18 protein-coding genes and 2 pseudogenes are annotated in these 24,497 nt (G+C 59.9%); 4 read left to right on the forward strand and 16 right to left on the reverse strand.

All coding sequences use genetic code 11. The annotated features are described in order from the left end of the window. Positions 1 to 44: 44 nt before the first annotated feature. From EJ074_RS00105 to EJ074_RS00130, 6 genes are read right to left on the reverse strand one after another with little or no spacing between them, the layout of a single operon-like run. Positions 45 to 2,366, reverse strand: a complete 2,322-nt coding sequence (locus EJ074_RS00105) for a N,N-dimethylformamidase beta subunit family domain-containing protein (protein WP_129552481.1) — start codon at positions 2,364 to 2,366, stop codon at positions 45 to 47. Between the two features lie 46 nt (positions 2,367 to 2,412). Then, complete coding sequence (locus EJ074_RS00110; RefSeq protein ID WP_095808501.1) at positions 2,413 to 4,050, reverse strand: branched-chain amino acid ABC transporter permease; 1,638 nt, start codon at positions 4,048 to 4,050, stop codon at positions 2,413 to 2,415. A 3-nt stretch (positions 4,051 to 4,053) separates the two neighbouring features. Then, a complete protein-coding gene (locus EJ074_RS00115; RefSeq protein WP_129552482.1) occupies positions 4,054 to 4,953 on the reverse strand; it encodes a branched-chain amino acid ABC transporter permease in 900 nt (299 codons plus the stop codon). A gap of 4 nt (positions 4,954 to 4,957) precedes the next feature. Further along, positions 4,958 to 5,683 carry an ATP-binding cassette domain-containing protein gene (locus EJ074_RS00120; protein ID WP_129552483.1) on the reverse strand — a complete coding sequence of 242 codons (726 nt, stop codon included), beginning with the start codon at positions 5,681 to 5,683 and terminating at the stop codon, positions 4,958 to 4,960. Further along, positions 5,680 to 6,456, reverse strand: a complete 777-nt coding sequence (locus EJ074_RS00125) for an ATP-binding cassette domain-containing protein (protein WP_095808504.1) — start codon at positions 6,454 to 6,456, stop codon at positions 5,680 to 5,682. The genes EJ074_RS00120 and EJ074_RS00125 overlap by 4 nt, the downstream gene beginning before the upstream one ends. Further along, on the reverse strand, positions 6,456 to 7,748 hold the full coding sequence (locus EJ074_RS00130; protein WP_129552484.1) for an ABC transporter substrate-binding protein: 1,293 nt from the start codon (positions 7,746 to 7,748) through the stop codon (positions 6,456 to 6,458). The genes EJ074_RS00125 and EJ074_RS00130 overlap by 1 nt, the downstream gene beginning before the upstream one ends. A 457-nt stretch (positions 7,749 to 8,205) precedes the next feature. On the opposite strand from EJ074_RS00130, the gene EJ074_RS00135 reads away from it, so the two are divergent. The 3 genes from EJ074_RS00135 to EJ074_RS00145 are packed head-to-tail and all read left to right on the forward strand — an operon-like array spanning position 8,206 to position 11,700. Continuing rightward, positions 8,206 to 8,880, forward strand: coding sequence for a response regulator transcription factor (locus EJ074_RS00135; protein ID WP_095808506.1), 675 nt, complete (start codon positions 8,206 to 8,208; stop codon positions 8,878 to 8,880). An 11-nt stretch (positions 8,881 to 8,891) separates the two neighbouring features. Beyond that, the gene (locus tag EJ074_RS00140) at positions 8,892 to 10,454 is read left to right on the forward strand and encodes an ATP-binding protein (RefSeq protein WP_245454761.1); all 1,563 of its coding nucleotides are present in this window, start codon (positions 8,892 to 8,894) and stop codon (positions 10,452 to 10,454) included. Positions 10,455 to 10,479: 25 nt separating this feature from the next. Next, entirely contained in the window at positions 10,480 to 11,700 is a 1,221-nt protein-coding gene (locus EJ074_RS00145) for an ABC transporter substrate-binding protein (RefSeq protein ID WP_207210056.1), read from the forward strand. 406 nt (positions 11,701 to 12,106) lie between these two features. Here EJ074_RS00145 and EJ074_RS00150 read toward each other — a convergent pair whose 3' ends face one another. The 6 genes from EJ074_RS00150 to EJ074_RS00175 form a co-directional block, all read right to left on the reverse strand. After that, positions 12,107 to 12,796 carry a GntR family transcriptional regulator gene (locus tag EJ074_RS00150; protein WP_129552485.1) on the reverse strand — a complete coding sequence of 230 codons (690 nt, stop codon included), beginning with the start codon at positions 12,794 to 12,796 and terminating at the stop codon, positions 12,107 to 12,109. Between the two features lie 151 nt (positions 12,797 to 12,947). Next, complete coding sequence (locus EJ074_RS00155) at positions 12,948 to 14,327, reverse strand: FAD-linked oxidase C-terminal domain-containing protein (RefSeq protein ID WP_348627035.1); 1,380 nt, start codon at positions 14,325 to 14,327, stop codon at positions 12,948 to 12,950. Positions 14,328 to 14,386: 59 nt separating this feature from the next. Beyond that, positions 14,387 to 15,145 (reverse strand): amino acid ABC transporter ATP-binding protein, encoded by a 759-nt coding sequence (locus tag EJ074_RS00160; RefSeq protein WP_129552486.1) that lies wholly within the window; start codon positions 15,143 to 15,145, stop codon positions 14,387 to 14,389. After that, the gene (locus EJ074_RS00165; protein ID WP_129552487.1) at positions 15,142 to 15,861 is read right to left on the reverse strand and encodes an amino acid ABC transporter permease; all 720 of its coding nucleotides are present in this window, start codon (positions 15,859 to 15,861) and stop codon (positions 15,142 to 15,144) included. The genes EJ074_RS00160 and EJ074_RS00165 overlap by 4 nt, the downstream gene beginning before the upstream one ends. Positions 15,862 to 15,925: 64 nt before the next feature. After that, entirely contained in the window at positions 15,926 to 16,807 is an 882-nt protein-coding gene (locus EJ074_RS00170) for a transporter substrate-binding domain-containing protein (protein WP_129552488.1), read from the reverse strand. A gap of 64 nt (positions 16,808 to 16,871) precedes the next feature. Then, the gene (locus EJ074_RS00175) at positions 16,872 to 17,798 is read right to left on the reverse strand and encodes a dihydrodipicolinate synthase family protein (protein WP_129552489.1); all 927 of its coding nucleotides are present in this window, start codon (positions 17,796 to 17,798) and stop codon (positions 16,872 to 16,874) included. A 225-nt stretch (positions 17,799 to 18,023) separates the two neighbouring features. Here EJ074_RS00175 and EJ074_RS29985 point away from each other — a divergent pair. Further along, positions 18,024 to 18,160: pseudogene (locus EJ074_RS29985) on the forward strand (acetyl-CoA C-acyltransferase); the annotation flags it as partial. A gap of 407 nt (positions 18,161 to 18,567) precedes the next feature. Here EJ074_RS29985 and EJ074_RS00185 read toward each other — a convergent pair. From EJ074_RS00185 to traA, 4 genes and pseudogenes are all read right to left on the reverse strand, one after another. Then, the gene (locus tag EJ074_RS00185; protein WP_129552490.1) at positions 18,568 to 19,158 is read right to left on the reverse strand and encodes a TraH family protein; all 591 of its coding nucleotides are present in this window, start codon (positions 19,156 to 19,158) and stop codon (positions 18,568 to 18,570) included. A 17-nt stretch (positions 19,159 to 19,175) separates the two neighbouring features. Further along, complete coding sequence (locus EJ074_RS29990; RefSeq protein WP_129552491.1) at positions 19,176 to 20,423, reverse strand: conjugal transfer protein TraB; 1,248 nt, start codon at positions 20,421 to 20,423, stop codon at positions 19,176 to 19,178. Continuing rightward, positions 20,347 to 20,874 (reverse strand): annotated as a pseudogene (gene traF, locus EJ074_RS29995) (conjugative transfer signal peptidase TraF); the annotation flags it as partial. The gene EJ074_RS29990 and the pseudogene traF, both read right to left, overlap by 77 nt. After that, positions 20,871 to 24,449: a Ti-type conjugative transfer relaxase TraA gene (gene traA, locus EJ074_RS00200; protein WP_129552492.1), complete on the reverse strand. Its 3,579-nt coding sequence runs from the start codon at positions 24,447 to 24,449 to the stop codon at positions 20,871 to 20,873. The pseudogene traF and the gene traA, both read right to left, overlap by 4 nt. Positions 24,450 to 24,497 lie beyond the last annotated feature (48 nt).

Raw genomic sequence — 24,497 nt, forward strand, 5'->3', positions numbered from 1 at the left:
CCGGGCAGCATTCATAACAGGGCTCTGGTTACGGACGCTCGTGCCTATTTCCACTGCTTCTCCTCGTTGATCCAGCGCGAGCCTGGCAATTTTCCGGGTTTGATGAAGGCGTCGACGACATTGCTCAGCACAACAGAAACGTTGTTCTTGAAGTGGTTGCTGGGTAGCGCTTGGCCAAATGCAATCGAGCCACCGCAAAAAACGGCGCCGTTCCCGGGGGCGTTGAAATAGGTCATGTCGGCGCGGATGCGATAATCCTGGGACCCCGACAGGCCTGGATAGGGGTACAGGATCTCCTCGATGCCCAGCAGATAGTTGTCGCTGTGCCCACCTGACGAAGAGAGTATCTTGGTATGGGGCGGTGTCCCCAAGGCCAAATCATACCGATCCATCTCGATACCGGCCGCGCCACCATAAGCCAGACCAGTGTCGCCAATCATTTCTCCCTCAACGCCATCCATAATCCACGACACCGTCCGGTGATAGCTGTCCGGCATCCGACGGTATGGGCGGCTCGTCTCGAACCCTTCGGCGATGAAACCAACGCCGACCAGTTTCTGTGGCGGGCGACCAAGATTCTTCCAAAGCCCGCTCTTTTGGCCTGTGGTGGCCAAATAATGTTCCCCTGGCCGCGCGTTCCAGGCTCGCATGCCGGAATCGAGCTTGCGCACTTCCATGGTGGACAGATCGTCGTCGCGGAAGGCCACGTTCCAGTAGTAGCCATTGCCGCCCATATAGATGTAGCGACCGCCCGTGGCGATGTAGTCTTCCGTCGCGTCGAGCATTTCTTTGGAATAGTATTCCGGGTGCGTTCCCGTCATGATGCATTTGTAGGGCTTCAGCAGATCGAGCCCCTCAACATGCAGATCCTCGTCGGTCAGCACGTCGTAGTCGTAGCCCTTATGCTCCAGCCAGGCGATGATCGAAAGGTCAGCGGGAAACTGCCATGGAATGCCCATGCTCGATATACGATGCTTGGGCCTCATATTGATGATAGGCCGGTGGTAGGAGCTGTAGCAGACACCTGCGCCATCCTCCCAGGCGTCATAGGTGGACAGCCCGAATTCGGGATTCTTGTACATCTCGATATCGATGTCGGAAACGATCGGCGGCTGGCCAGTCATCGGTTGGATGATCTGGGCGTCGAAACTCAGATGCTCGTTGGCATAGGCGAGATAGCTTGCCGTCGGGAAGATGAAGGCGAGCTTAGCCTTTGGTTTGCCCGGCCTGACGAAGAAGACAACATATTCTTCACCCAGTCCGGTTCCTGGGCCAGCACGCAAACGCATCGCATAAGCGCCGCTTTTGAGGGAGGACGGTAAAGTGACGCTGCGGGTGACGGCCCAATTGGAGTCGATCATCGCGTCAGCATGAAACTCGATCCCCCCATACTCATGCGGGGCAAGGCGGAAGCTGTCGTTCCTGCCGTTCCAATTCCATCCCGTTTGCGCTCGAACGGGACGATTGTAGCCCTCGGCATGGAGCATGTGAGGCCCGACATCAAAGACAATGTCGCCAATGCCATGATCTGTGTAGCCGCTGGTGGTGTCCCAATAGGCGACCATGCCCTGCGCGGAAGGCTGACCGCCCTGCATGATCGCGGCAAGCTCGTGCCATGCTAGCGCGCGCCGGAAGACGCCCGGTCTGTCGATCTTGCCGCAATATCCCTGAGACACGAAATGGCCTCGGGTCTCATGCCAATCGCGGGAGCCGGCGATGAGGAACGGCGTATCTGGAAGGTGCTTTTGGCGGAAGCGGAATTTTTCCGAAACATGTGAGCGGTAATCGATTGGAGCGACACGCCCCAGGAGCCCATTGTAGCGGTTCGAGACACCTTCCTGATGAATGGTGGCCTTGCCGGTTGCCTCGTCATAGGTGGCGGCCACAAAGTACCACATCTGTCTGAGAAGCGGAATTTCGGCCTGAACGTAGTCAACCTCGTTGCCTTGCCCGACCCAGAATTCGAGATGGCCACGCTGGTTGATGCCGATACAGTATCCAAAGTTCTTGTCGTTATCCCAGCGGCCAATCAGGCATTGCCGCAAACCGGCTTCGGGCAAGCCAGGATATATGAAGCCGTGGATGGTGATGCTGCCTTCGAGCGCCAGCTTGTTCTGAGGATCCTCAACCGTGAGAAACGAGCCAAGCTGAGTGTACTGCTTCTTGACTGACCATTGTCCGTTGTCCTCGCACGGGATTTCCTCTTCCTGGAAGCCCGGGCCGCTCGGATGCTCGTCGCCGTGGATGAGGCGGACAAGCTGTGCTTCAGCGGTCGTCGTTCCGTCGGCATTGACATGAAAGTCGATCGTTTCTCCCGGCCTGACGGAGATCTTGTTTGTATAACCAAAGAGCTTGACCTGTGCCATGTCTGCTTCCGCAAAGAGTTCGAATGGAATTAGCCGCGAGATTCGGTCAGGCTTCGAGGAGGTCCTGTACGCGACGCAAGAAGACCCCGTGATAGGCCTCGTCCTGTGTCGGGTAGATCTTGTCCTCCACGACCCTTGGGGCTACGCCGCGATGTCCAGACAAGGCGACGATGCGGTAGGCCTTGAACGGCTCGACGACGGTGATCGCATATTTGTCGGGGAGCGCTGCCCGGCGGAAGTAGAGAAGCAGACGTTCGAGCGCCTCGCTGTGTTGGCCGAGCGGCGAGCGCTGGTGTTCATCGATAATCTCGGGCGACACAAGGGTCTTGAGGTAGTCGCGCTGCATCTTGTCATAGCGATGGAAATAGACGAGATCCTTGTTTTTGGTCTCCGTGGCTTCTTCCGGCAGCATTTCGCCTCCTTTTTCCGCTCTGGTAGAGCGCCGTTCGCTTTTCTTCTTGTCGCGCCAGGCGCGGAACTGCGCTTTGATGCCGAAAATGCCACCGCGTAGAAACAGCACCACGCCGAGCATAATCAGGCCGATGGCGATCAGCCGGATCGGACCCCAGCTGATGAGCACCTTGTCCAAAAGCACGACAATTGCGGTTCCGACGACGGCACCCTCGGCGCGGCCGATGCCGCCGATCACCAGCATGGCTAGCCCGAGCAGAACGGTGTCGAAGCTGAAGATCGAGAAGCCGACACCGCGGTAGTGGCTGGCATAGAACCCGCCGATGAAACCCAGCGCGACGGACGATATTATAAACACCAGGACGCGGGCGCGGCGGTAGTCCACGCCCGTTGCTTCTGCGAAGGCCTCGCGCTTCTCGGGCGCCATACGTAGGATACGGCCGAGCCGCCTTCCGTCGACCATCCGATAGAGCAACAACGCTCCAAGCATAAGGGCGAAGCAGGCATAGTAGCCTAGCATGGATTGGCTGAGCGGCGTCCAATCCTTGGGAATGTAGGTATCCGCGCCATAAAGGCCGCCGGTTGCCGCTCCAAATTGCTTGGATTGCAGGAAGTAGACGCGGCAAAGCTCGTTTAGGCCGAGCGTCAGCAGCGCGTAGTAGAACCCGTCGAGGCGTGTCGCTGGAATGGCGATGATCACTCCGAAGATCAGGCCGACGGCGCTGCCGACGAGGGGCAGTACCCACCACGGCAGATGCAGTACTATCGACAGGTAGGTCGCCACGAAGGCGGCCGCGCCGACTACCGCAAAGCTCGCCAGCGAATAAATGCTTGCCGTGCCGAGAACGAGCATCCAGCACAGGTTGATTGCCGCGTAGATGCCAAAGAAAGCCCCGGCCGCAAACAGTGTGTTTTGCAGACTGTCCGGAATAAGGAATGGCGCGACGAGCAAAGCCAGCAGGCCAAGCAGCCACCAGATCGGTCGCTTGTCGACGACGGTCTTCTCCCGCGCCATGGTCTTGGGATTGTATTCGCCACGGATGTTCAGCAATCGCCGGCGCGTCGGCCAGTAGCGGAGCCTGTTCCATATGGAGGCACCGTGGCCGGGCCACTTGTAATAATAGCGCAGGCGCCCAACTGGCAGCAGCGAGACGCGTGATTCCCGCGTCCTGTCCCATATAGATTGGGGGCTGACATGCGGGTTGGTCGGCAGTTCCTCGACCGCTCCTTTGACATCCCAGACAAACAGCGGATTGCGCCAGAGATTCACCATCGATCAAGCCTCCCGCGCCTTGTCAAGAATTCCGGCTATGCCGCGTGGGCGGATCAGAAGAACGATGATGATTGCCAAAAATTGCGTCATCAGCACATACTGGCCGCCCAGCGTAACGCTGGTAATCGCCTCGTTGAGTCCGAGTAGAAGGGCGGCGATGACCGCTCCGCGAACGCTGCCGAGCCCTCCACAGAGCGCGATGCTTACGCCCTTGATCATCGGCGTCAGTCCGCTGAACGGGGCGATATAGTAAGTCTGCGACAACAGCACTGCGGCCAGGCCGGCGAGACCGCCGGTGATCGCCATCACGTAGAAGCCAGTCCGCCTGACGCCAATGCCGACAATGGCCGCCGCGTGCGGGTTCATCATCATGGCCCTGATCTCAAGGCCGCGGCGGCTGGAGCGCATCCACTGCAGGACGACCGTGAGCAGGATCACGGAGGACAGGACGTTGCCGATCTTGTCGGCCGTCATGACCAGCCCGGGCGCAGCGATCTTCCCCGTGCCGAATATTTCCGGCAAGTTTTTCGAACGGGGCCCGAACCACCACAACAAAAGCTGGGTGCCAATCAGATTGATGGCGAGCGTGGCGATCAGCCCGCGCACTGTAAAATTCGGCTTGTCGTGGATCGGAATGAAGGCGAGCGCGCAGACGATGAGGCCGCCGAACGCGCCGGTCAGAATGCCGCCGGCCATCACGGCCGGGCCGACCAGAACGGCAGGGAGGCTTGGTCCGACAAATTGGGCGACCAGCCAGGCACCGTAGCCGGACAGGGCGAAGATGTAGGCATAACTGAGATTAACCAGGCCGAGGCTCGACCAGGTGATGGATATGCCGATCGCGAGCGTACCGTAGATGCAGGCAAGGACGACCGCATTGACGAAGATGAAGGCCCAATCCACGCTCTTAAGCCTCGCGCTTCGTGTTTGACATGAGCCCGACCGACGCCTCGCCCTTGAGTTTGCCGACGTGCATGCCGATGATGCGGTCCACTCGGCCCTCCAGAAGCGAGACGTTCTGCTCGGCGATGACCATCGCCGATTCCACGAGATCGACGCTCATCAGGGCGTCGATGACGCTCTTGCCGATTTTGGGAGCCAGCCCGAGAGAGGGCTCGTCGACGAGGAATAGCGAGGCATCGGCCATCAAACCGCGGCCGATAGAAACCATGCGGCGCTCGCCGCCCGAAAGGCGGCCGACCGCAGTATTCTTCAGCTTCACCAATGGCGGAAAGATCGCCAGGATGCGCTTCTTGCGCTCTGTGCGTTCGCGCCAGGCGCGCGCTGTGAACGCGCCCGAGTCGAGATGTTCTTCGACAGTCAATCCGTGAAAGATCTCGTCTCCCTGCGGAATGACGGCCAAACCCTGCTGCACGATCTGGTGCGTGTAGCGACCCGGGCCTTGCGAGCGCGTGCGGCCCACCTCGACGCCATTGAGCTTTATAGACCCGCGTTGCCAGCCCGTCAGGCCGGCGATTGCATAGAACAACGTGGTCTTGCCATGGCCGTTCAGGCCGACGAGGCCGACCCTCTCGCCCGATTTCACGATTAGGTCGAGATCGTGAATGACCCGCATCGGACCGTAGCCTGCCGACAGGCCCTTGACGTTGAGAACTTCCCGGCCCGCGCTCATTTGAGGGCTCCAGCATCGACGTTCTCGAAATAGGCGGCATGCACGTTGGGATCGGCAAGAATGGCGCCGAGCGATCCTTCGGCGATTACCTCACCCGCGTCCATGACCATGACCCGATCGGCTATGGTGTCTAGAAGCTCGATACGATGTTCCACAATAGCGATAGCGATGTTCATCTCCTTCGACAGCAACCGGATCAGATGGTCGATCTCGTCAACCTCGGAATTGATAAGGCCGGCGGCGGGCTCATCCATCAACAGCAGGGTCGGCCTGCGCATCAGGAGACAGGCGAGCAGAAGCTTGCGCCGGTTGAGCGTTTCCAGGCTTGCGGTAGGCTCGTCATGGCTGACGTTGAGCCCTGCAAGCTCCGCGCCATACTCCGCATCAAACCGCGTCAAATAGGGAGCATAGGCCTGACGAGCGGCCTTGAAGGTCTGCCCGACCGTGAGCTCATCGGGCACGACGGGTGTCTGGTAGCTCCTCCCAATGCCGATGCGCGCGCGTTCATGCAGCTTGAGGCGGGTAATATCCTGGCCTCTGTAGCGGACGGAGCCGGACTTCGGATGCAACCGACCGGACAGAACTTCGAACAAGCTGGTCTTGCCGGCGCCATTCGGTCCGATGATCCCGAGGACTTCGCCCGACGACACGCTGAGATTGATGTCGCGCAGAATCTCGCGGCCACCAAGGTCGAGAAAAATGCCCTCGCACGAAAACAAGGCATCGGAGGTGCGCCGGGAGGGGCTGCCAGGCCCCTGCGGTCCACGCGCCATCAACCCCACCATGGCGCCGGCTGCAGTTTGGATTCTGAGATTTCGTTCGGGAAGATGATTTTGTGCTCGACGTTCTGGACCTGCACGTAGAGCTGGCTCATCCCCTTCTCGAGTTCGGTCGCCGAGATTTCGTAGCCATTGTCAGGGAAATGCGCGGACTCCTGTAGCGCGTTGTTCATGTCCATGTAGCCGCACACGCCCCGATACGGATTGGTCCGGATCCAGTCGCAGACAGCCTTGAAATCGTTCGGATCGCCGACTGCTTCCCAGGCAAGCTTAAGGTAGTGGACGATGTCGTAGCCGTTGCCGGTATAGACCAACCCCATGATACCGGGGAAACGCTTCTTATATTTGTCGCGGAACGCTTTGCCGCGTTCGTCGGCATAGACGCCAAGCACCGTCGACCAGCAAAAACCGTTAGCCGATTGGCCCGCAAGCGTGAGGAATTCAGGCTGTGAGGGCCCGTATTGCATATAAACGAGCGAGTCCTTCACCGGATCGGCGACGAACTGTTTGCAAAACGCGGCATATTCGGCCGCGACCCAGTGGTCGACCATGATAGCGGCGGCGTCGACTTCCTTCATCTTCTGGATCACCGGGCCCCAATCCTGCACGGGGAATTGGATGTCGGTGATCGCGGCGACTTCAAACTTGCCACGCTTCTTGATGGCCTGCTGGGCGGCCTTGGAGATGGTCTGGCAGTACGCCACCTGCTCCTGGATGATGTGGACCTTGCGGTTCTTCGGCTTCCACACGCCTTGGGCTTCCTCGTGCTCGAGCCACAGCGGATAGGTGTAGCCGTAATGCACCTCCGACGGGTCGGTCTGGAAAACGTGGCTGTATTTCTCCGGATTCGACCTGAAAGCCTCCGTCGCGGCCCGCTGCGTGTTGCCCTGAACGTAGGGGCACTTGTATTTGGCGGACTCGTCCATCGCCGGAATGGGAACAAACAGGAAGGCGTTCGAAATCGCGTGCACCTTGGCGTCGATGCAGGCGGCAATCGATTGCTGACAGCTTTCGGGCGACAGCTTGTCGACGTCGGTTACGAACAGCTTGAGCTCACGACCCAGAATGCCGCCCGCCGCGTTGATCTCCTCTACGGCAAACGTCGTGCCGTTGAGATGGTCAAGGTCATCCGCGACGCCGGCTGCAGCGGTCTGGGATGTCGGCAGTCCGAGCAGAATCGGTTCGGCAGCCGACAACCGGGAAATGAATGGCATCGGAAACGCGGCGCCCGCAGCGCCGGCCGCGGCCGTCTTCAGCAGCTTCCTGCGATTGATCGTCCCAAGCATGGAGTCCTCCTATTGTCACCGGCCAGCACCGGATCGCGTCTAGTTATGTTCCCAATATTAATTAGACATTTCGTCCGGACTTCATGCCGGGTTGATTAGCCAAAATGTGGCGCAATCGGGTCAAAGCGTCAAGTCAGATTTTCTTGATGGGAAAAGAATTTGAATTTGCGTTGAAAATTGGCATAGTGGCGGCCGAATATGCCTTCGGCGGTTGTCGACTGGGAGGCCGGGTCCTAGATGTTTTGATTAATCAAAGTAGTGGAGCAAAGCGAGGAGAGGCGTCTACGCAGGGCTGCCACGCCCTACCGGATGCAGGTCCAGAGAGGATTTTCTCTCACTGCGTCGGAAAAATTGGGAGTAAACCGATGCAACAAGAATCAGCTGTCCTGGGTGCGCCGATGCAACATGCCGAATTCGTCGAGTCTTCCCAAGCACGCACAGCCGCAAGGACGGTGATATGAAAGTTCTGATCGCCGATGACCACTGGATGGTGAGGGAATCCCTGAAGCAGGTCATACGGCGCCTCCACAAGGCTCTTGACGTCTATGAGGCGGGGACGTTCGGCGAAGCGCTCACGCTCTTGCGCAGCCACGCCGACATCGACCTGATGCTCGTCGACCTGATAATGCCCGGTTTTGAGGAATTCGAGGGTCTTCAGAAACTGCGGCGCGAGTTTCCCGAGGTGCCTGTAGTCGTGGTTTCCGTCCACGATGACATCGAGCATGTGCTGCGTGCGGTTGAGCATGGAGTGATCGGCTACATCCCCAAGTCAGCAAGCGGCCCCGAGATCGAGCGGTCGTTCGAACGGGTGCTGGCCGGCGAGGTCTCGTTCCCGCGCCACATCATCGAGACGGCGCCACGCGGACGCGAGCGCGCGCCCACCGAAGCCGCCCCGCCCCGCTCATCAGACCGGAGTGTCGATACCCTGACCAATCGCGAACGCGACGTTCTGGCACTCCTGGGCAAGGGATATTCAGTCAGTCGCATCGCGACTGATCTTGGTCTGAGCAGCCACACAGTTCGCGTTCACCTGGGCAATCTCATGAAGAAGCTGGGGCTTCGGGACAGGTCGTCGGCCATCCACTACGCGGTGAACCTGGCCAACCTGCACAGGCAGGCCGAGCAGCAATAGGTCACTATGACGTGGACCGCCTTCTGAAAAGCGATGTCGCTTCGGTATTCGACGGTCTCGATTCCATCGCGACCGGGATGGCCATATGGGACATCGAGCGGCGGTTGACTTATGCCAACCTTGCTTTTCGACATGCGTTTTGTTTCGAAGACCAGAGAGGCGATGGTGCAGGAGCCAAACAACCTCGCATCACTTACCTTGCAGCCCTGCTGACTGCTGCACGATCCAACGAGTGGGTGTTATCGGAACCGCCCGATCGCTGGGCCGAATCTCAACTGGCGGATTTCGGCGTCGATAAACGAAGCGAACAGAAGCTTGCCGATGGACGCACGATCGAGATCGTGCAGAAACCCATGCCCGCCGGTGGCATGGTAACGACCGTAAACGACATCAGCTCCATGAAGCGGAGCGAACATGCATTGCGCGAGGCCAAGACCCTGGCGGAGACCGCCGACGAGGGAAAGACACGCTTCCTGCGCGCCGCCAACCATGATCTCAGGCAGCCGCTCGCAACGCTCAGGATACTGATCTACAACTGCATGGCCGAACTCGATCCTGTCCATCGCCAGGACATGCTACACACGATGGATATCGCGGTTTCCATCATGGAGGATCTGCTCGGCGCGCTGCTGCAAATAGGCCAGTTGGATGCCGGTCAGATTCGGCCGCGAGTCACCACGTTCCAGTTGGTCCAGATATTCCAGCGGCTGGACATACAATTCCAGCACGTCGCGTCGGAGAAAGGATTAAGCCTGCGCTTTGTCGATCCACGAAGCGCGGTCGTCAGCGACAAGGCATTGCTGGAGCGTGTCCTGTCGAATCTGGTCGCCAATGCGATCCGCTACACCGAGGTGGGGAAGGTCTTGGTTGGCTGCCGGCAGGCCGGAAGGAATCTGCGCATCGAGGTGTGGGACACCGGCTGCGGCATCGAAGCCGAAAACCTGCCAAAGATTTTCGAGGAGTTTTTCCAGATCGGCGTCGGCAAGCGGAAAAAGAATGCCGGTCTCGGTCTGGGCTTGAACATCGTCACACGCTTGTGCGGGCTTCTCGGCCATGAGCTGAACGTCCGGTCGACACTTGGCAAGGGGTCGGTCTTTTCGGTATCCGTGCCGCTTGGCAACATTTGGCACAGCGACATCGGAGAACCGGAGATCAGCGAGCGGATCGGCGGCGAATTCATGGGCATTCCCGTGTTGCTGATCGAGGACGACGACACTTTGCGCCAAGCGACGCGGGACCTCTTGGAGCGCTGGGGCATACTGGTCCATGCCGCCGGATCGAAGGAAGACGCATGCCGTCTCATTGAGGACGAGAAATTGAAACCGCGGCTGATCATCGCCGACTACAGCCTGCGCGGCGAGCACGGCACCTCGGTCATTCAAACTATTCGCGACAGGTTGATGGAGCCAGTGCCCGGCGTGGTCGTGACAGCTGACACCGACCCGCAGGTGATCGATGCGATTAAGGATGCTGGATTCCCCATCCTGATCAAACCCGTCAGCCCACCCAGGCTGAGGGTGCTGATGCACAGGTTGCTTTTCGAGTCCGAGCAACTGGTTTTGGATGTTCGTTAGCGGCTATCCGATGGGGGATTAAAAAATGTCTGACAGCGCGCAAGACCAATTGATCCCGATCGGCAGCATGGTTCCCCTAACCGGACCCTCGGCCGCCGACGGCACTGAATTCCGCAATGGCGTTTTGCTGGCCGTCGACGAGATTAATGCTCGCGGCGGCATCCTCGGCAAACGTCTGCATCCGATCTTCGCTGATACGAAAATGCAGACCGCTGAGGACGTGACCGCCGCAGCGCGATGGCTGATTGACCGGCATCAGGTGCACGCGATCATCAACGGCTACAACATCGGTGCTCAGAATTGCGAATATGAGCCCATCGCCGATGCAGGGATCCTCTACATCCACCACAATACGCTGCTGCAGCATCACGATACCATAGCGAGTGACCCAGATCGTTATTTCGGCTGTTTCATGGCAGACGCCGCCGAGTACTGGTACGGCCAAGGATTCATCAAATTTATCTCATGGTTGCGCGACACAGGCCAATGGTCGCCCGAATCGAACCGCATTGCCATCATCTCGGGATCTAAGCCCTATAGTATCGTAATCGCGAATGCGATGGCCGCCGCTGCGGTGCAGTTCGGATGGCAACTGGCTTTTGGCCCACACATTGTCGCTACGCCGACAACCGAGTGGCGGGACGTTCTTGGTCGGGTTCGCGCAGTACGGCCTGCGGTCATCGCCAACACGCACTTCTATTCTGGTGACCTTGCGCATTTCCACTTGCAGTTCATGGAAGAGCCGACCAACAGCATCGTGTATGTGCAGTATGGCGCCATGCACCAATCCTTCATCGACATCGCCCAGACCAAGGCGGTCGGTGTGATCGTCAGTACTATGATCGGTCTGTTGCGCGACGACGTTGGCAGGCATTTTGCAGACCTTTACGTCGCGCGCTTCGGACAGAGTTCGACTCCGCAGGTCGGCTGCCAGTCTTATACCGCAGTACATCACTATGCGGTCGCGGCCTCTATTGCCGTCGGCACCGGCGGGCCCGGCGACTTCGAGCAGAACCGCAAAGTCGCCCGCGCCTTGCGGGAGACCACCTACCGGGGCGTCGTCGGTGCGGTCAGCTATCATCCGGTTTGGCAAGCAGCGGTTCCCTATCCGGATTTTGTTCAGGATCCTTCCCGGGGAACACCGCACCTCTTTTATCAGATAAGCCGGAACGGCAGTCTGGCCCTCGTCGCGCCTGAGCCGTACAACACTGAGCGCTTTGTTGAGCCACCATGGTTTTCCGCTTAGAGCGAGATGTGGTCTGCAGCAGCAGACCATGGCCTTCCTGCCGCGCCATGCACAAGTCTGCTCAACGGATCGATCAGTCGCGAGGCTCGTGCTCTCGTCCAACCTCACGCCCTGCGGGCCACTCATACTGAGATCGCTCTGCCGCCAAACGCAACGGCGAGTCGAGATTTATATCAGCGGTATGGGTAGATAAAAATGCCATCAGAGGGTGCTCTCCAGCCCGCGTATGCTGAGACAAAACGCCGACACCATCTCACGCTATCGCGGCCGGCGGTGGAGCATCTCGTGCCCGGTTAGCAAACTCCAGCGGCCCTCGGCAACGGCAACTTGACTTGCTCCGCCGTCAGGCTTGAGGTGATCCCGCCACCCTGTTGGGACGGATCGTCGTTCTCAACAGAAGGCGTAGTCAGCCCTCCTCACCGCTTTCGGAAGAAAATTTTCCATGTACCAGCAAGAAATCCAGTCCAGAGCGTATGTCGTTGGAAATTGCCTCGCCTGCGGCTACCGCTTCGCGGGCGAACAGCGCCCTAACCGCCTCGTCACAATAAGACGTTGCGTGTGCCTTGGTGGGATCAACAGCCAGATGGCGAAGCAGGGGGCCACATTGCAGCCAGAGCAGCTCGATATGCGCCCGAAGGGTGTCTGATGAGCAATATCTGTAGATCGCGAATTTGAGCTTCTGATTGTAGTCGAGGTACGCGTCCAGATTATTCTCGCTCTGCGCTCGATTAAGGCCGGCGTTGGACTGCCGGATTTCTTCCAGACCCGCTTCGTCGATACGGTCGCATGCGTCCTCGGTAGCTCGTCCTTCGAGGAGCGCCCGCAACTCCATTATTTCCTCGAGTCTGCGCCGGGTGGGGACCGGGATTGCATAGGTTCCATTCGAATTTTGAACGAGCGCTCTTTCGGCCAAAAGTCTTCCCAGAGCAGCACGCGCCGGCATCTCGCTCGTTCCCAGCGCCTTGCTAACCATCCTGCCGCTAATCTTTTGCCCTGGTTCGAAGCCACCTCGCATCAAAACCGTGCGCAGCTGCTCGTACACTTGGTCCTGCATCGATTGAAAATCGATCGGTTCGAGTGAAATTCCTGCTTTCATAGTCAATCTCGGCGGGGGTGCGCTTGCTTCTCAATGCCGTTGGCGACACGCGAGAGCCGAAAACATTGGCAGGACAGCTGCACTGAATAAGCATCGGCAGTCAAGTAGCACGCGACAACGACCTTTGAGCCCGTTATGCGACCCGCCACCGTTAAGGAAGAACCTTTCCGGGGTTCATAATGCCGGCGGGATCGAATGCGTTCTTGACAGCCGCCATCGCCTCGATTGCGTTTTTGTGCTCCCATCGCATGTATTTCGTCTTTCCGTATCCAATTCCGTGCTCGCCGCTGCAGGTGCCGCCCAGCGCAAGCGTACGCTCGATGAGCCGGTCATGGATTTCTTCCGCAAGCTCGAATTCGGCAGCGTCGTCCGGATCGATGACCATCCCGAGATGGAAGTTGCCGTCGCCGACATGACCGATGACGCTTGCGTAAAAAGGCGCCCCCTTAAGATCTTCTCCAGTAGATTTGATGCATTCTGCCAGCCGCGAAATCGGCACGCAGGCGTCGGTGCCGTAGACGCGCGCGTTTGGGCGCATGGCCAGCATCGCGTAGTGCGCCTCGTGCCGGGCATGCCAAAGCTTGTTGCGCTCCTCGAGGTCGGCCGAGGATTTCAGTGGTGTGCCCGAATACTCTTCTACAAGAGCTGCCACCTGACGAATCTGCTCGTCAACGGCAGCCGGGGAGCCGTGAAACTCGAAGAAGAGTGTAGGTGCGACCGGCAGATCGAGCTTGGAATAGCGATTGACCGCAAGGATGGTCAGTTCATCGAGAAACTCGACTCGCGCAACCGGAATTCCCTGCTGCACTGCCTCGGTGACCAATGAGACTGCCGAATCCACATTGGGAAAATGCGATACGGCGGAGGAAATGACCTCCGGCAAGCCGTAGAGCTTGACGGTAACTTCGGTGATCAGACCAAGCGTTCCCTCGCTGCCGACGAACAGGCTTGTCAGATCGTACCCGGCCGCGGACTTGCGCGCACGCGACCCCGTCCGGATGATTTCTCCATTCGGCAGCACCACTTCCAGAGCCAGGACATTTGACTTCATGTTTCCATAGCGCACGGCGTTTGTGCCCGATGCGCGGGTGGCGGCCATGCCGCCTATTGTGGCGTCCGCGCCTGGGTCGACTGGAAAAAACAGCCCCGTGTCGCGCAGATAGGAATTGAGTTGCTTGCGCGTGACTCCAGGGCCGACCGCAGCGTCGAGATCCTCGGCATTGACCGCGTGGATCGCATTCATCCTGCTCATGTCCACGCACAGGCCGCCGCTCAGGGCGCAAACATTGCCCTCGAGTGAAGTGCCGGCGCCCCACGGCACGACCGGTATGCGAGCTTGGTTGCAAACCTTCAGGATCGCGCTCACTTCGAGCGCCGAGGTCGGAAAGCACACCGCGTCCGGGGGACACGCAGGCAAATGGCCTTCTCCTCGGGCATGCTGCTCGACAATGGCTGTGTTGGTGGTGAGGCGATCGCCGAGAATTTCGCCAAGTTTCTGTCTGCTGGTTTCGTCGATCCTCATATCGTTCACTTTCAATCTGCCGCCGCCCCGTCTCGGTTCGGAGAGGGCTCCACAATAAGCGAGTACGGTCATCTCCGGGTCAGGCTGCGCAGGAAGCTTGCCTTGCGGGGGTTCGTGCTGACGTCGAAGAATTGGGAGGGCGGAGAATCCTCGACGATCAGACCGTCGTCCAAGAACACGATGCGATCGGCTACCTCGCGGGCAAAATTCATCTCATGCGTGGCTATGATCATCGTCATTCCGTCGTTTCGAAGTTCTCGCATCACCGACAGGACTTCGTGGACGAGCTCCGGATCGAGCGCGGACGTCGGTTCATCGAAGAGCATGGCCTCGGGCTTCATGGCGAGCGCCCGTGCAATGGCGACGCGCTGCTTCTGGCCGCCGGAGAGTTCGTCGGGGAAGTGGCCGTGGCGTTCGGCAAGTCCGACGCGCTTGAGAAGATCGAGCGCCCTTTGCCGTGCCTCGTCCTTTCTGACCCCGAGCACCTGCACGGGACCTTCCATCACATTTTGCAGGGCGGTCATGTGGGGAAAGAGGTTGAAGTCCTGAAAGACCATTCCCAACCGGGCGCGGACAGCCGCGATTCTGGTCTGGCTGTGGGGTTTCAATCCTTTGGGGGACGGATCGTAATAGACCCGCTCGCCATCGAGCCGTATTTCCCCGGCGCTCAACGTTTCAAGGTTGTTCACGCAACGCAGCAACGTCGACTTTCCGCTGCCGGACGGACCGACGAGGCACACCACCTCGCCTTTACTGATGTCGAGCGACACGCCCCTAATGACGGGCAAGGGACCGTAGAACTTTTCCAGCTTCAGCAACGTGATCACCGCGTTGCCTCCCCGACTTCAGGCAGGACGGCCGGCGGCGATGGCCTGCGGCGCTTGCTGCTCGCGTTCTGCAACCGCTTCTCAAGATAGCGGACCAAGAGCGAGGCCGGGAATCCAGCGATGAAATATAAAATACCCGTTACCGTATAGACAGTGAAGTATTGATATGTCGAAGACGAAATCAGGTTTCCGGTGTAGAGCAGTTCGTTCACCGTCACGACAGACGCCAAAGCCGTGTCCTTGAAGAGTGCGATGAAGTAATTGCCCAAAGTGGGCGTGACCACCTTGAATGCCTGAGGCAATATTATCCGGATAAAGGCCTTGCCAGGAGTCATTCCCAGCGCGGCGGCAGCGTTTCGCTGTCCGACAGGTATTGATTTGATACCGCCGCGATAGACCTCGCTAAGGTAGGCCGTGTAGTTCATTGTCAGTGCGACGACCGCTGCCGCAAACGGATCGAGCTGCACTCCGGCTGAAGGCAGCACGTAGTAGACATAGAACAGCTGCAGGATAAGCGGCGTTCCCCTGATGATCTCGACAAAGGTTTCGAATGGCAGCCTGACGAGCCAGAAGCGCGATGTGCGAACGAGTGCCAAGGGAATTGCCAGCAGGCCGGCGAGGACTATTACGATCAGTGTAAGCAAAACCGTATTGCCAAGCCCCTGCAAGAGCACGAATCCGTAGGAACGGATCACTTCCAGGTTCAACAGTTCCATATTGATTCCTACCAACCGATATCGGCCGGAAGACGCCGGCCGATATCCGCTTCGCCTTGTTCGATCACTTCAATTCCAAGGGGAAGACGAAGAGATTCCTGTCCGAAAGCCCATTCGCCTTGAGAAGGCCGCTCATTGCGCCGGAGGCCCGGACTTCCGCCAGCGCCTGATTGTAGGCGGTGCGGAAGCTGCAATCGTCCTTTCGAATCCCGAAACGGGCATAGCCATAGCCGTTCTTTAAAAGATCTTCGGGCATCTTGAAGCTCGCGATCGATTCCACTTTGGCGTCAGGATTGGCTTTCTTGAAATCGGCGGCCAAAAGATCGTATTCGACGACGGCATCCACCTTATCCTGTTGGATAGCCGCAAACTCCTCGGCATAGTTCTGAAAGCGCGTGGCGGAAACCCCGATCTTTTTGAGATATTCGTCCGGGCCGGTGCCCAGCAGAACACCGACGCGAACCTTGGACAGGTCTTTGAAGGTTTTGATACCTTTGGGATTGCCCTGTTGCACGACCAGTGCCGGTCCATACCACCAGACTGGGCCGGTGAACGCGATGGTCTTTGCGCGATCTGGCGTCACATGGACGTCGGTCACCACCATATCGATCCGTTTCGAAAGAAGCGACGGAATCAGTGAGTTGAACGCTCCGGCCTCATAGGTCAGCTTGGTTATGCCCATATGCTTCAACACTTCGGCGTTTAGCTCAACGTCGATGCCGATCGCCTTGCCGGATGTCGGATCGACGCCGGTCCAGGGCATTGCCGGCGCGACACCAAGCTTCACGCCGTGCTCGACGGCCCGTTGATAAGAATCGTCCGAACAGGCGGCATAATCTGCCTGCAGCTCGTAGTAGGGTTCCGCTGCCCGAGCTTGAAAGCCGGCACTGGCAACCAGCCCAAGTGCAGCGCAAAGCGAATTTAGAATTCTGGTCTTTGTTGACATGTCTCTCCTCCGGTTTGACGAATGTTGGCCATTCGGACCATGCCGGCCCGAGTTTGAATGTCGGCTACGGCCGCTCGTGACGAGCGGCCAAACTTTTCTCGTGGGCGAGCAAATCGACCAACTGCATGCGCATCTTTTCAACCAGAGCGGCGCTCGCTGGCCTGTTGGGGATCCGCACCGGCCCGGCGTCGAAGCCGGCAAGAGCCTGAGCCGCTTTGATAGGACCAGGGTTGGGTTCGGCAAAAGCGCTGACGATGAAATCGCGGATACGCGCAAATTGCTGCTGGGCTAGTAGAAGATTGCCGGATCGCGCCGTCTCAAAAATCTCCCCCCAGGTCCCGGGCAGAACATTGGTTGATGCCAGCACGCCCCCTACGGCGCCGAGAGCGACCTCAACCGCAAACAGATCCTCGTCGCCGGACATAAGCGCAATGTCGGCTGCGACGAGATCGACAAGTTCGGTGAAGAGGACCTGATCCGGATTCGATGCTTTCATAGCAAAGATCGAACCGTCATCGACGATCTTTCTGACGGTCTCAGGCCGGGTTGTGACAAGCGTCAGGTAGGGAATGTCGTAGAGCATGACGGGCTGGCCCACGCCGTCCGCTACTGCCTTGTAGTAATCCCTGATGCCATTCTGGGTGGGGTTAGTTCCAAACGGGGTGATCACCATCAAGCCGTCGGCGCCGGCGTCTAGACATGCCCGGCCGAGGCTGATCGCGTCCGCGAGGCCTGGCGAGGTGACTCCTGCAACGACTGGCATCCGCCCGCGGGCAGCCTCCACGGTCGTGGCGAGGACTTCGACCCTTTCGGAGAATGAAAGCGCCGAGGCTTCCCCCGTCCCGCCCGCTACCACGATCCCGCTTATGCCGGCGGCAAGCTGCGCTTCGATCTGGGTGGAGATGGCAGCCTTGTTCAGCTTTCCCTCGGCCGTGAACGGGCTGGTCGTGGCCGTGTAGAGGCCGCGCGTCGTCTTGCTGGTCAAGGCCATTCGGCTCGTCTTCCATCGCGCTGGAGTGGTTATGCTGTGCCAGGGACCAGCCTCCCTTCCGCACAAATAATCAGTTCTCAGAAATTGAGTTGATTGTCAAGGTTGCGATCATAGATCTTCGATCTGCGATCGCACTTTCTGCGAACCGCCAGTGGGAGCCGATCGCGCGGTAGGTTTGGAGACCAGCCGGGTAGGAGAGCCGGTTGGAAGACAACATGGACCGCGCATCTCATGGAAAGTGGGCGTTGGGGCTATCGCATGGGACCAGCCCAAATTCTCGACAGTGCGCTGAGCGACGGGCTTCTTGATGCTTTCTCGAGCATTCGGGATGCCACACCGAATATCTCCTAGAAAAATGCAGAGCATGGCGCTGGCGCTCGCGAAGGCCTTTCCGGACGCGATGATCTTTTGAACACTTCGGCATGGTGGCCGGACCGCAGAAGGTCTTGCCGGCTGGCGTTCAGCTATCAAGCGGCTAGCGCAGGCATCCAATGTCTAGGTAAAACTCTGCGGTTTTGGCCTCGGCGCGCCGGCTTGGGCCATCAACGGTACGGTTCCACTGCTGCGCCATGCTCAGGGCGCCTTCGGTGCCGACCGGACCATGGTAGAGACCAACATGCCCGTGGAGTCTTTGCGAGAGCCGCGAAAATCGTTGCCGCCATCCGGGCATTGTGGCAGACATTTCGCAGTCTGAACGCATTGCTTCCTTCGTTCAAACGCGGACAGGCTATCGCATCTGATTGTACTGCAAGTCTTCATTCCCACATATTTAGTCCGAGCGAAGTCCAATTTGGGAAAGATCGACCCTTATCCCGGCTCGATTTGGATCCTCGGCGGAGTCTTTGTCGCTGGTCGCTTCGCTGTTGGCTGGCTCTAACGTGCCCTTGTCAGCAGCCGGCGCAGCCGCCCCGATATCGCGCGGATCCGCCGCGCGAAACACCGACTCCCCTTCGAAATACCCCGTCTGCCATGCAATGATTGCGTCGTCGAAGGCTTCCTCGGCCGGGTTCCCATACCATTTGGTCACGATCCGATAGACCTTGGCGAACAGTGCGGTGCCCATGCGCAGATTTGCGCAAGCGTCAACCAGGTCGCGCTTCAGCTCTCCCGCTTCCATGACCCCAAGACCGGCCGGGTATTGTGTAATTCCCACACGTACAACAGCGCGGCCGACATGCTGACTGATGAGGTCCATCGCCTCGTCCGGCGTAGCGGGCCTCGGGATCACCACCACACGATTGCCGGAGCGCACCGTGATGGCGAGCGGATCCTGTGATCCAGCGCGCTCGATGAATTTCTCGACAATCGCGGGCTTCAGACCCCGATCGGTGCATTGCTCGATAAGGGCCGCATCGACCATCCGGGCTTCTCCTGTGCTTATTTGTTGAAAGCCATGACGATCGGCACGGCGAAGAGCCTCGCCCAGGCGGTCGCGCTGGCTTGCTGGATTGCTGCGATTGAAGTACCGGCGGTCCACCAGCCATTACCGGTCGCGACAATGAGATCGGGCGAATACAGCATGGACTGGAGGGCAGGCCAGACGATGAGCTGCTCGTAGCAGATCAACGCCGCTATTTTCGTTCCGGAGAGTTCGACAACCGGGTTAGCAAAGAAATTGGCACGGGCTCCGCCGTCCTGCCCAAACCAAGCGCGCCAGGGCTGCCACATCGATACGGGAACCGGCATGCGTTCGCGATAGATGACATGGGCATCGTGTGCGGAGATCGCGACCATGACATTGACGTAGCCGCGCTCGTCGATGACGGCCGCGCCGGCGATCACGCTGAGGTCCGTTCCTTGCAACCCGTTCTGCCAGAGGTGTTTGACTGTCGGCGTCCAGAAGCCGAGGGCGCTTTCGGGTAGAACAACGAAGCGCGTTCCATCATCGGCCAGAGCCCGAACAATTGCGACCAGACCACGATGACGCTCGAGCGAAGCGTCGCGACCGAGGCTCACTCCATATTTAAGGTCGACGCCCTGCCATGCCTGCGGTAGATCGGGTTGCGTCCACGTTGCGGCGGACCAGAGCCAAAAGCCTGACAAGGCAAGAACTGCAGCCGGCCAGAATCGCGATGTCATCATCGCGAGGCCAGTGGTGGTAGCCGCAAGCCCCCACCATCCGCACCCTGGAAACAGCACGCCAGCTGCCGTCAGCGGGTTCGCCCAGCCGGTGATGCCGAAGGGCGGCAGCCCCGTCAGCACCATCGCCGCCAGATATCGCAGCGCAATCCTTCGTGGACGCCCCTGTTCCGGTCGCTTTGCCCAGAGCACCGTATGCACGGCCATGAAGGCAAGGGACGCAGCAATCCAGAGCAAAAGGCCGGACCAGACATCGGCGGCGTAGAAATTCGCCACCCCCTGCGGCAGTCCGCGCGAGGCAGCAAGGAAATACCCAGCCGACATCAGGCCGGCGACCAGCCGTGAGGGCGAGTGCGCCCATAGCGCTGGAAAGATAATCGCGACTGGAAGCGCAAGCACTTGGCCGCTCCAGCCCACCATGCCGACAACGATCGAGACGGCGACGAGGAGTGGCGAGCGGAGCCTGGCCGGGATCGAAGGTAAAGACTGGGCGCGCAAGGCCGAGAAGGCCCGACGCCGGGATCGGGCCAAAATATCGGGAGTCATAGGAACTCGCAAAGGATGAGTGGAGGAAGAGATGGGCGGGAGGCACGATGCCGCCGGGATAGGACTCGATCGCCCTGCCCTCGCCATCAGTCATACGGACGCGGGATGAAGGGATCGGCCTGCCATCCACGGCGACATTTTCACCGACGTCGATGCACTCGCCAGAAATCGCAACGACGGTTTTGATCAGCGGCGCGAAGCCGCCGGCACAGAGGCCGCGACGCAGATACCCGCGCTCAAGTGCCTGAAGGAACGGCCCAGACGCAGGCGGGCAGATGAACACAATATCTCCGACCGCCGCTGGACGATCGAGTGTCTCGATCCGCCAGAGCCCGAGCGGTTCGCTGGGCGTCAGGTTGAGCCGATAGCCACCGGCCAAGGCGGTCGCCGACACGATGAGTGCAAGAGCGACCGGAACGCAGACCAGCGCAATGGCGCGACAGCTATTCATGGCTTCATGACCGGTGCCTGCCGCTGCGAAAGCTTGATGTCTTCAGCCTCCTTCAGCGTCGCGATGGTGCGCTCCTGGGCGGCTAGCTGCTGCGCGGCCCGCATCATCGGCCAAGCGTCCTGCAGGCGCTCCGTCTCCGCCGGCTGAAGTCCTCTGGCGAGTGACTGGAAGAGCCTGCCGGACGGCTCGCGCGCGGCGTTGGTCAGAAGCGTCCGCTCGCCGAACCGTTCGCCAACGGCCTTGTTGAAGGCGTCGATCTGCTGCTTCGCCTCGCGGTCCGCGAGCGTGTAGCCGAGAGCGGCTGGCAGATCGTTTCTGTCGATCGCATCGCGCACTCGCTCGAGCACCGTACGGGCGGCTGGAGACAGCGCCGGGATGTCGATTGAGACGCGATGCCGCAGCGCCTTCTCCTCGGTCTCGAGGCGCTGCATGGCGGCCTCGCGTATTTCGAGATAGCGTGCGAGATCGCGAGCGAGCGCCGGCGAATTGACTGTCGCCGTTTCCCTATCCGCCTTGTCGGCGCGGGTGGCGAAAATGCCGGTCTTGCCCTTGAGCGCACCGAATCCCTCCGGCTTGTTTCCGATCGTCGCCAGCATGGATTTCGCGGCTGCGCTGTCCTTCAGCATGGCGTCCACATTGACGGCCCGGAAGGCGGTTTCCGGATCGGCGAAGACCAGCCGGAAGCGGGTGGAGACCTCGTCCCATTGCTTCTTCAACGCGGGATCGGCGGCGAGCTTGTCCTCGACAGCCTGTTCGAGGGATTTCGGATGGATCGTGATGCCGGCAACCATCGGCCTCGCCTTCTTCATGCTGGTGGATTGAGATTCTGCCCGCAGGCCGGAAACGAGCCCGAGCCGTGCGCCGATCGCCAGCAGCTTTGAGCCGAGATCGGCAAGGCGCTGCCTCTGCCGGACCGTCCATTCCAGACGGTCACGCACGATGGTCCGAGCGACGTTCATGAGATTGAAGCCGCGTGTTTCGGTAAAGCGCAGAGCCGCGCGATAGGACGGTGCCCGCTCATAGTCGAGCGTCGTTTCCTTGGACCCATCACGCGACAGGCGCTCCGTCATCCTGGAGAGCGCAAGCTCCCTGACGCCGACGACCTTCCACTCGTGGCGCTTTACCTTGTTTCCGTCGGGAAGGCGGACCTTGTGCGAGCCCTTATGATCGAGGCCGATCCGGTCGCCAATTCTTGGGCTTGCCTCGGCCATCGCGCGCTTGAGGTCGACACCCCAGATCGTGTTCCGCTTCCCATCTGCGGTTTCGAGCGTGATGAAGTAGCTCTCCTTATTCTCCGGCTTGTGCTCGAACGGCGCTGCGCCGTGATCGACGAGCACGCCGCCGCGATTGGTGAACTCGTCGAGGCCGACATAGAGCCGCGCGGCATCACGATGACGCGTGAGCGCGACATAGGTGAGGTGCCGGTCCATGGTGCCGGAGGCGAGCACCTTGACGTCGTCGACGGTGGCCCCCTGGGACTTGTGGACCGTCGTGGCATAGCCGTGATCTACATTGGCATAGAAGCGCTGTTCGATGACGACCTGACGGCGATCATCGCCCTGCCCGATTGCGGCGACGATCCGGCCAGGCGCTGCCTCGACGACGGTCGCCAGCATGCCGTTCTTGAGGCCGAGCGATCCCTCGTTCTTCAGGAACACGACCCTGTCGCCGGCGGCGAACTGGCGGACGCCGTCTTCCGTCCGGAAGGCAAAACCCTCACCGACGATGCCGCGCTCGACCAGCTTCTCGCGCGCCAGTTCGTTGAGCGTGCGCACATCACGCCGCCGGTGGGCGAGGATGAGCGAGGTCCCAGCCGGATCGTATTCACTATTCCAGTCGTCGATCAGCGAGCCGATGGCCTCGTCCCTGCTCCACGCGGTGCGCACCATGCCGGCATTGTCGTATGCGGCGAGGGCCTCGCCGACATCACCGCGTGCGAGATCCATCGATGCTGTGCGCATCCAGTCTTCCCGTTGGCGGAAGATCGTTCCAAGCTCGGCATAGCCGATCCGATCGGTAATCGCCCGGAACGCCGCACCCGCTTCGATCGGCTGAAGCTGATCGGGATCGCCGACCAGCACCAGCTTGGCGCCGGCGCTGGTGACAGCTTCGACGAAAGTCGCCAGCTGCCGTGACGACACCATGCCGGCCTCATCCAGAACCAAGACGGTTCTTTCATTGAGGCGGTCACGCTGCCCTTTCCAACGCAGTTCCCATGACGAGAGCGTGCGTGAAGCGATGCCCGCTTCCTTCTCCAGCCCCTCGGCGGCCTTGCCGGCAAGTGCTGCGCCGATGACACGATAGCCGGCGGCTTCCCACGCCTCGCGCGCCGCTTTCATCATGGTGGTCTTGCCCGCGCCGGCGCGGCCCACGACCGCCGCAATCCGTGCGCCGCCGGCGACATGCTCGATCGCGGAGCGCTGCTCCTGCGATAGCCCCTCGTGTCGCGAAAATGTCTGCTCGAGGATGCGCTTTGTGACACCATGCGAGGAGCGCGAGAGCCAGATCGCACGAGTTGCCATCTGAGCTTCCAACCGGATCAGCTCGCGTGTCGTGTATTTCGCCGGTTCCCGGACGCCGGTAGCAAGCGAGATGCGTTCGCGCTCCAGACGCAGGATTTCACGGTCTTGGAGAACGCGCGCCATCAGGTTCCGGAACAGGCCGGCATCGTCGATATAGCGGTGAAGTACACGTGCCACGTCGCGCTCGTCGAAGACGCTCTTCTCGCGCGTGATAAGATCCAGCACGAGTGTGGGATTTTGCTGAATACGCCGGGCGTTCTCCGCGCGGCTATCGTGCTGGACTTCGATGCGCTCTAGCTCCGGCTTGCGACCTTGCACCTCAGCTTTGCGCTCGATCGCCCTGGCGCCGACGCCGACGTGAATTGTTGGAACGAGGTCGATACCCTGCTTCTCGTAGGATCGCCCATCGACGTGAAGCTCGATGTCGTTGAGAGCCAGATGATGATTGAGCCGCTCGAACCAGGCATTACGAAAAGCGTTAAAGTCGTCGCTCCCGCCAGCCCATAGCTCGTAGACGATCTTCCCGCCTTTCGTCCGGAGGGGCTGTCCTTCCTCGCCCAGCACCGCGACCTTCTTCGCGCCGAAACCGTCCTCCGTCAGGGGCCGCAATGTCATCATCAGGTGGATGTGCGGATTGCCTGGATTGTCGTGATAGACCCAATCCGCCACCATGCCCTTTGACAGGATGTGCCGCTCCACGAAATCGCGCACGAGCGCGATATTCTGCTCGGCCGACAGCTCCAGCGGCAGGGCGATAGTAAGATCCTTGGCGAGCTGCGCATCGGCGCGTTTTTCGAAGGCCTCGACCTTGTTCCAGAAGGCCTCGGATGCGCCGGCGACCGAACGATCCGCGATCAGGCTGCGCACCCATTGCGGCGCGTCCGCCGGCAACAGGAACTCTTCATGCAGGAGTCCTTCCTTCCGCGTGTAGTCGACGGTCCGGGCCTCGCGCTCGAACTCCATCCTGGCGCAGTGGCGATACGCCGCCGACAGCACGGCGCTGCGGCCGTCGCCGCGGCTAACGATGCTGGCTGAGAAGTGCGCGATGGCCACAGCGACGATTGCTCCCGAATGCGAACCCTGTTCGTCGGGATCGGCGGG

Source organism: Mesorhizobium sp. M3A.F.Ca.ET.080.04.2.1 (assembly GCF_003952525.1).
In the GTDB taxonomy this organism is placed as follows: domain Bacteria; phylum Pseudomonadota; class Alphaproteobacteria; order Rhizobiales; family Rhizobiaceae; genus Mesorhizobium.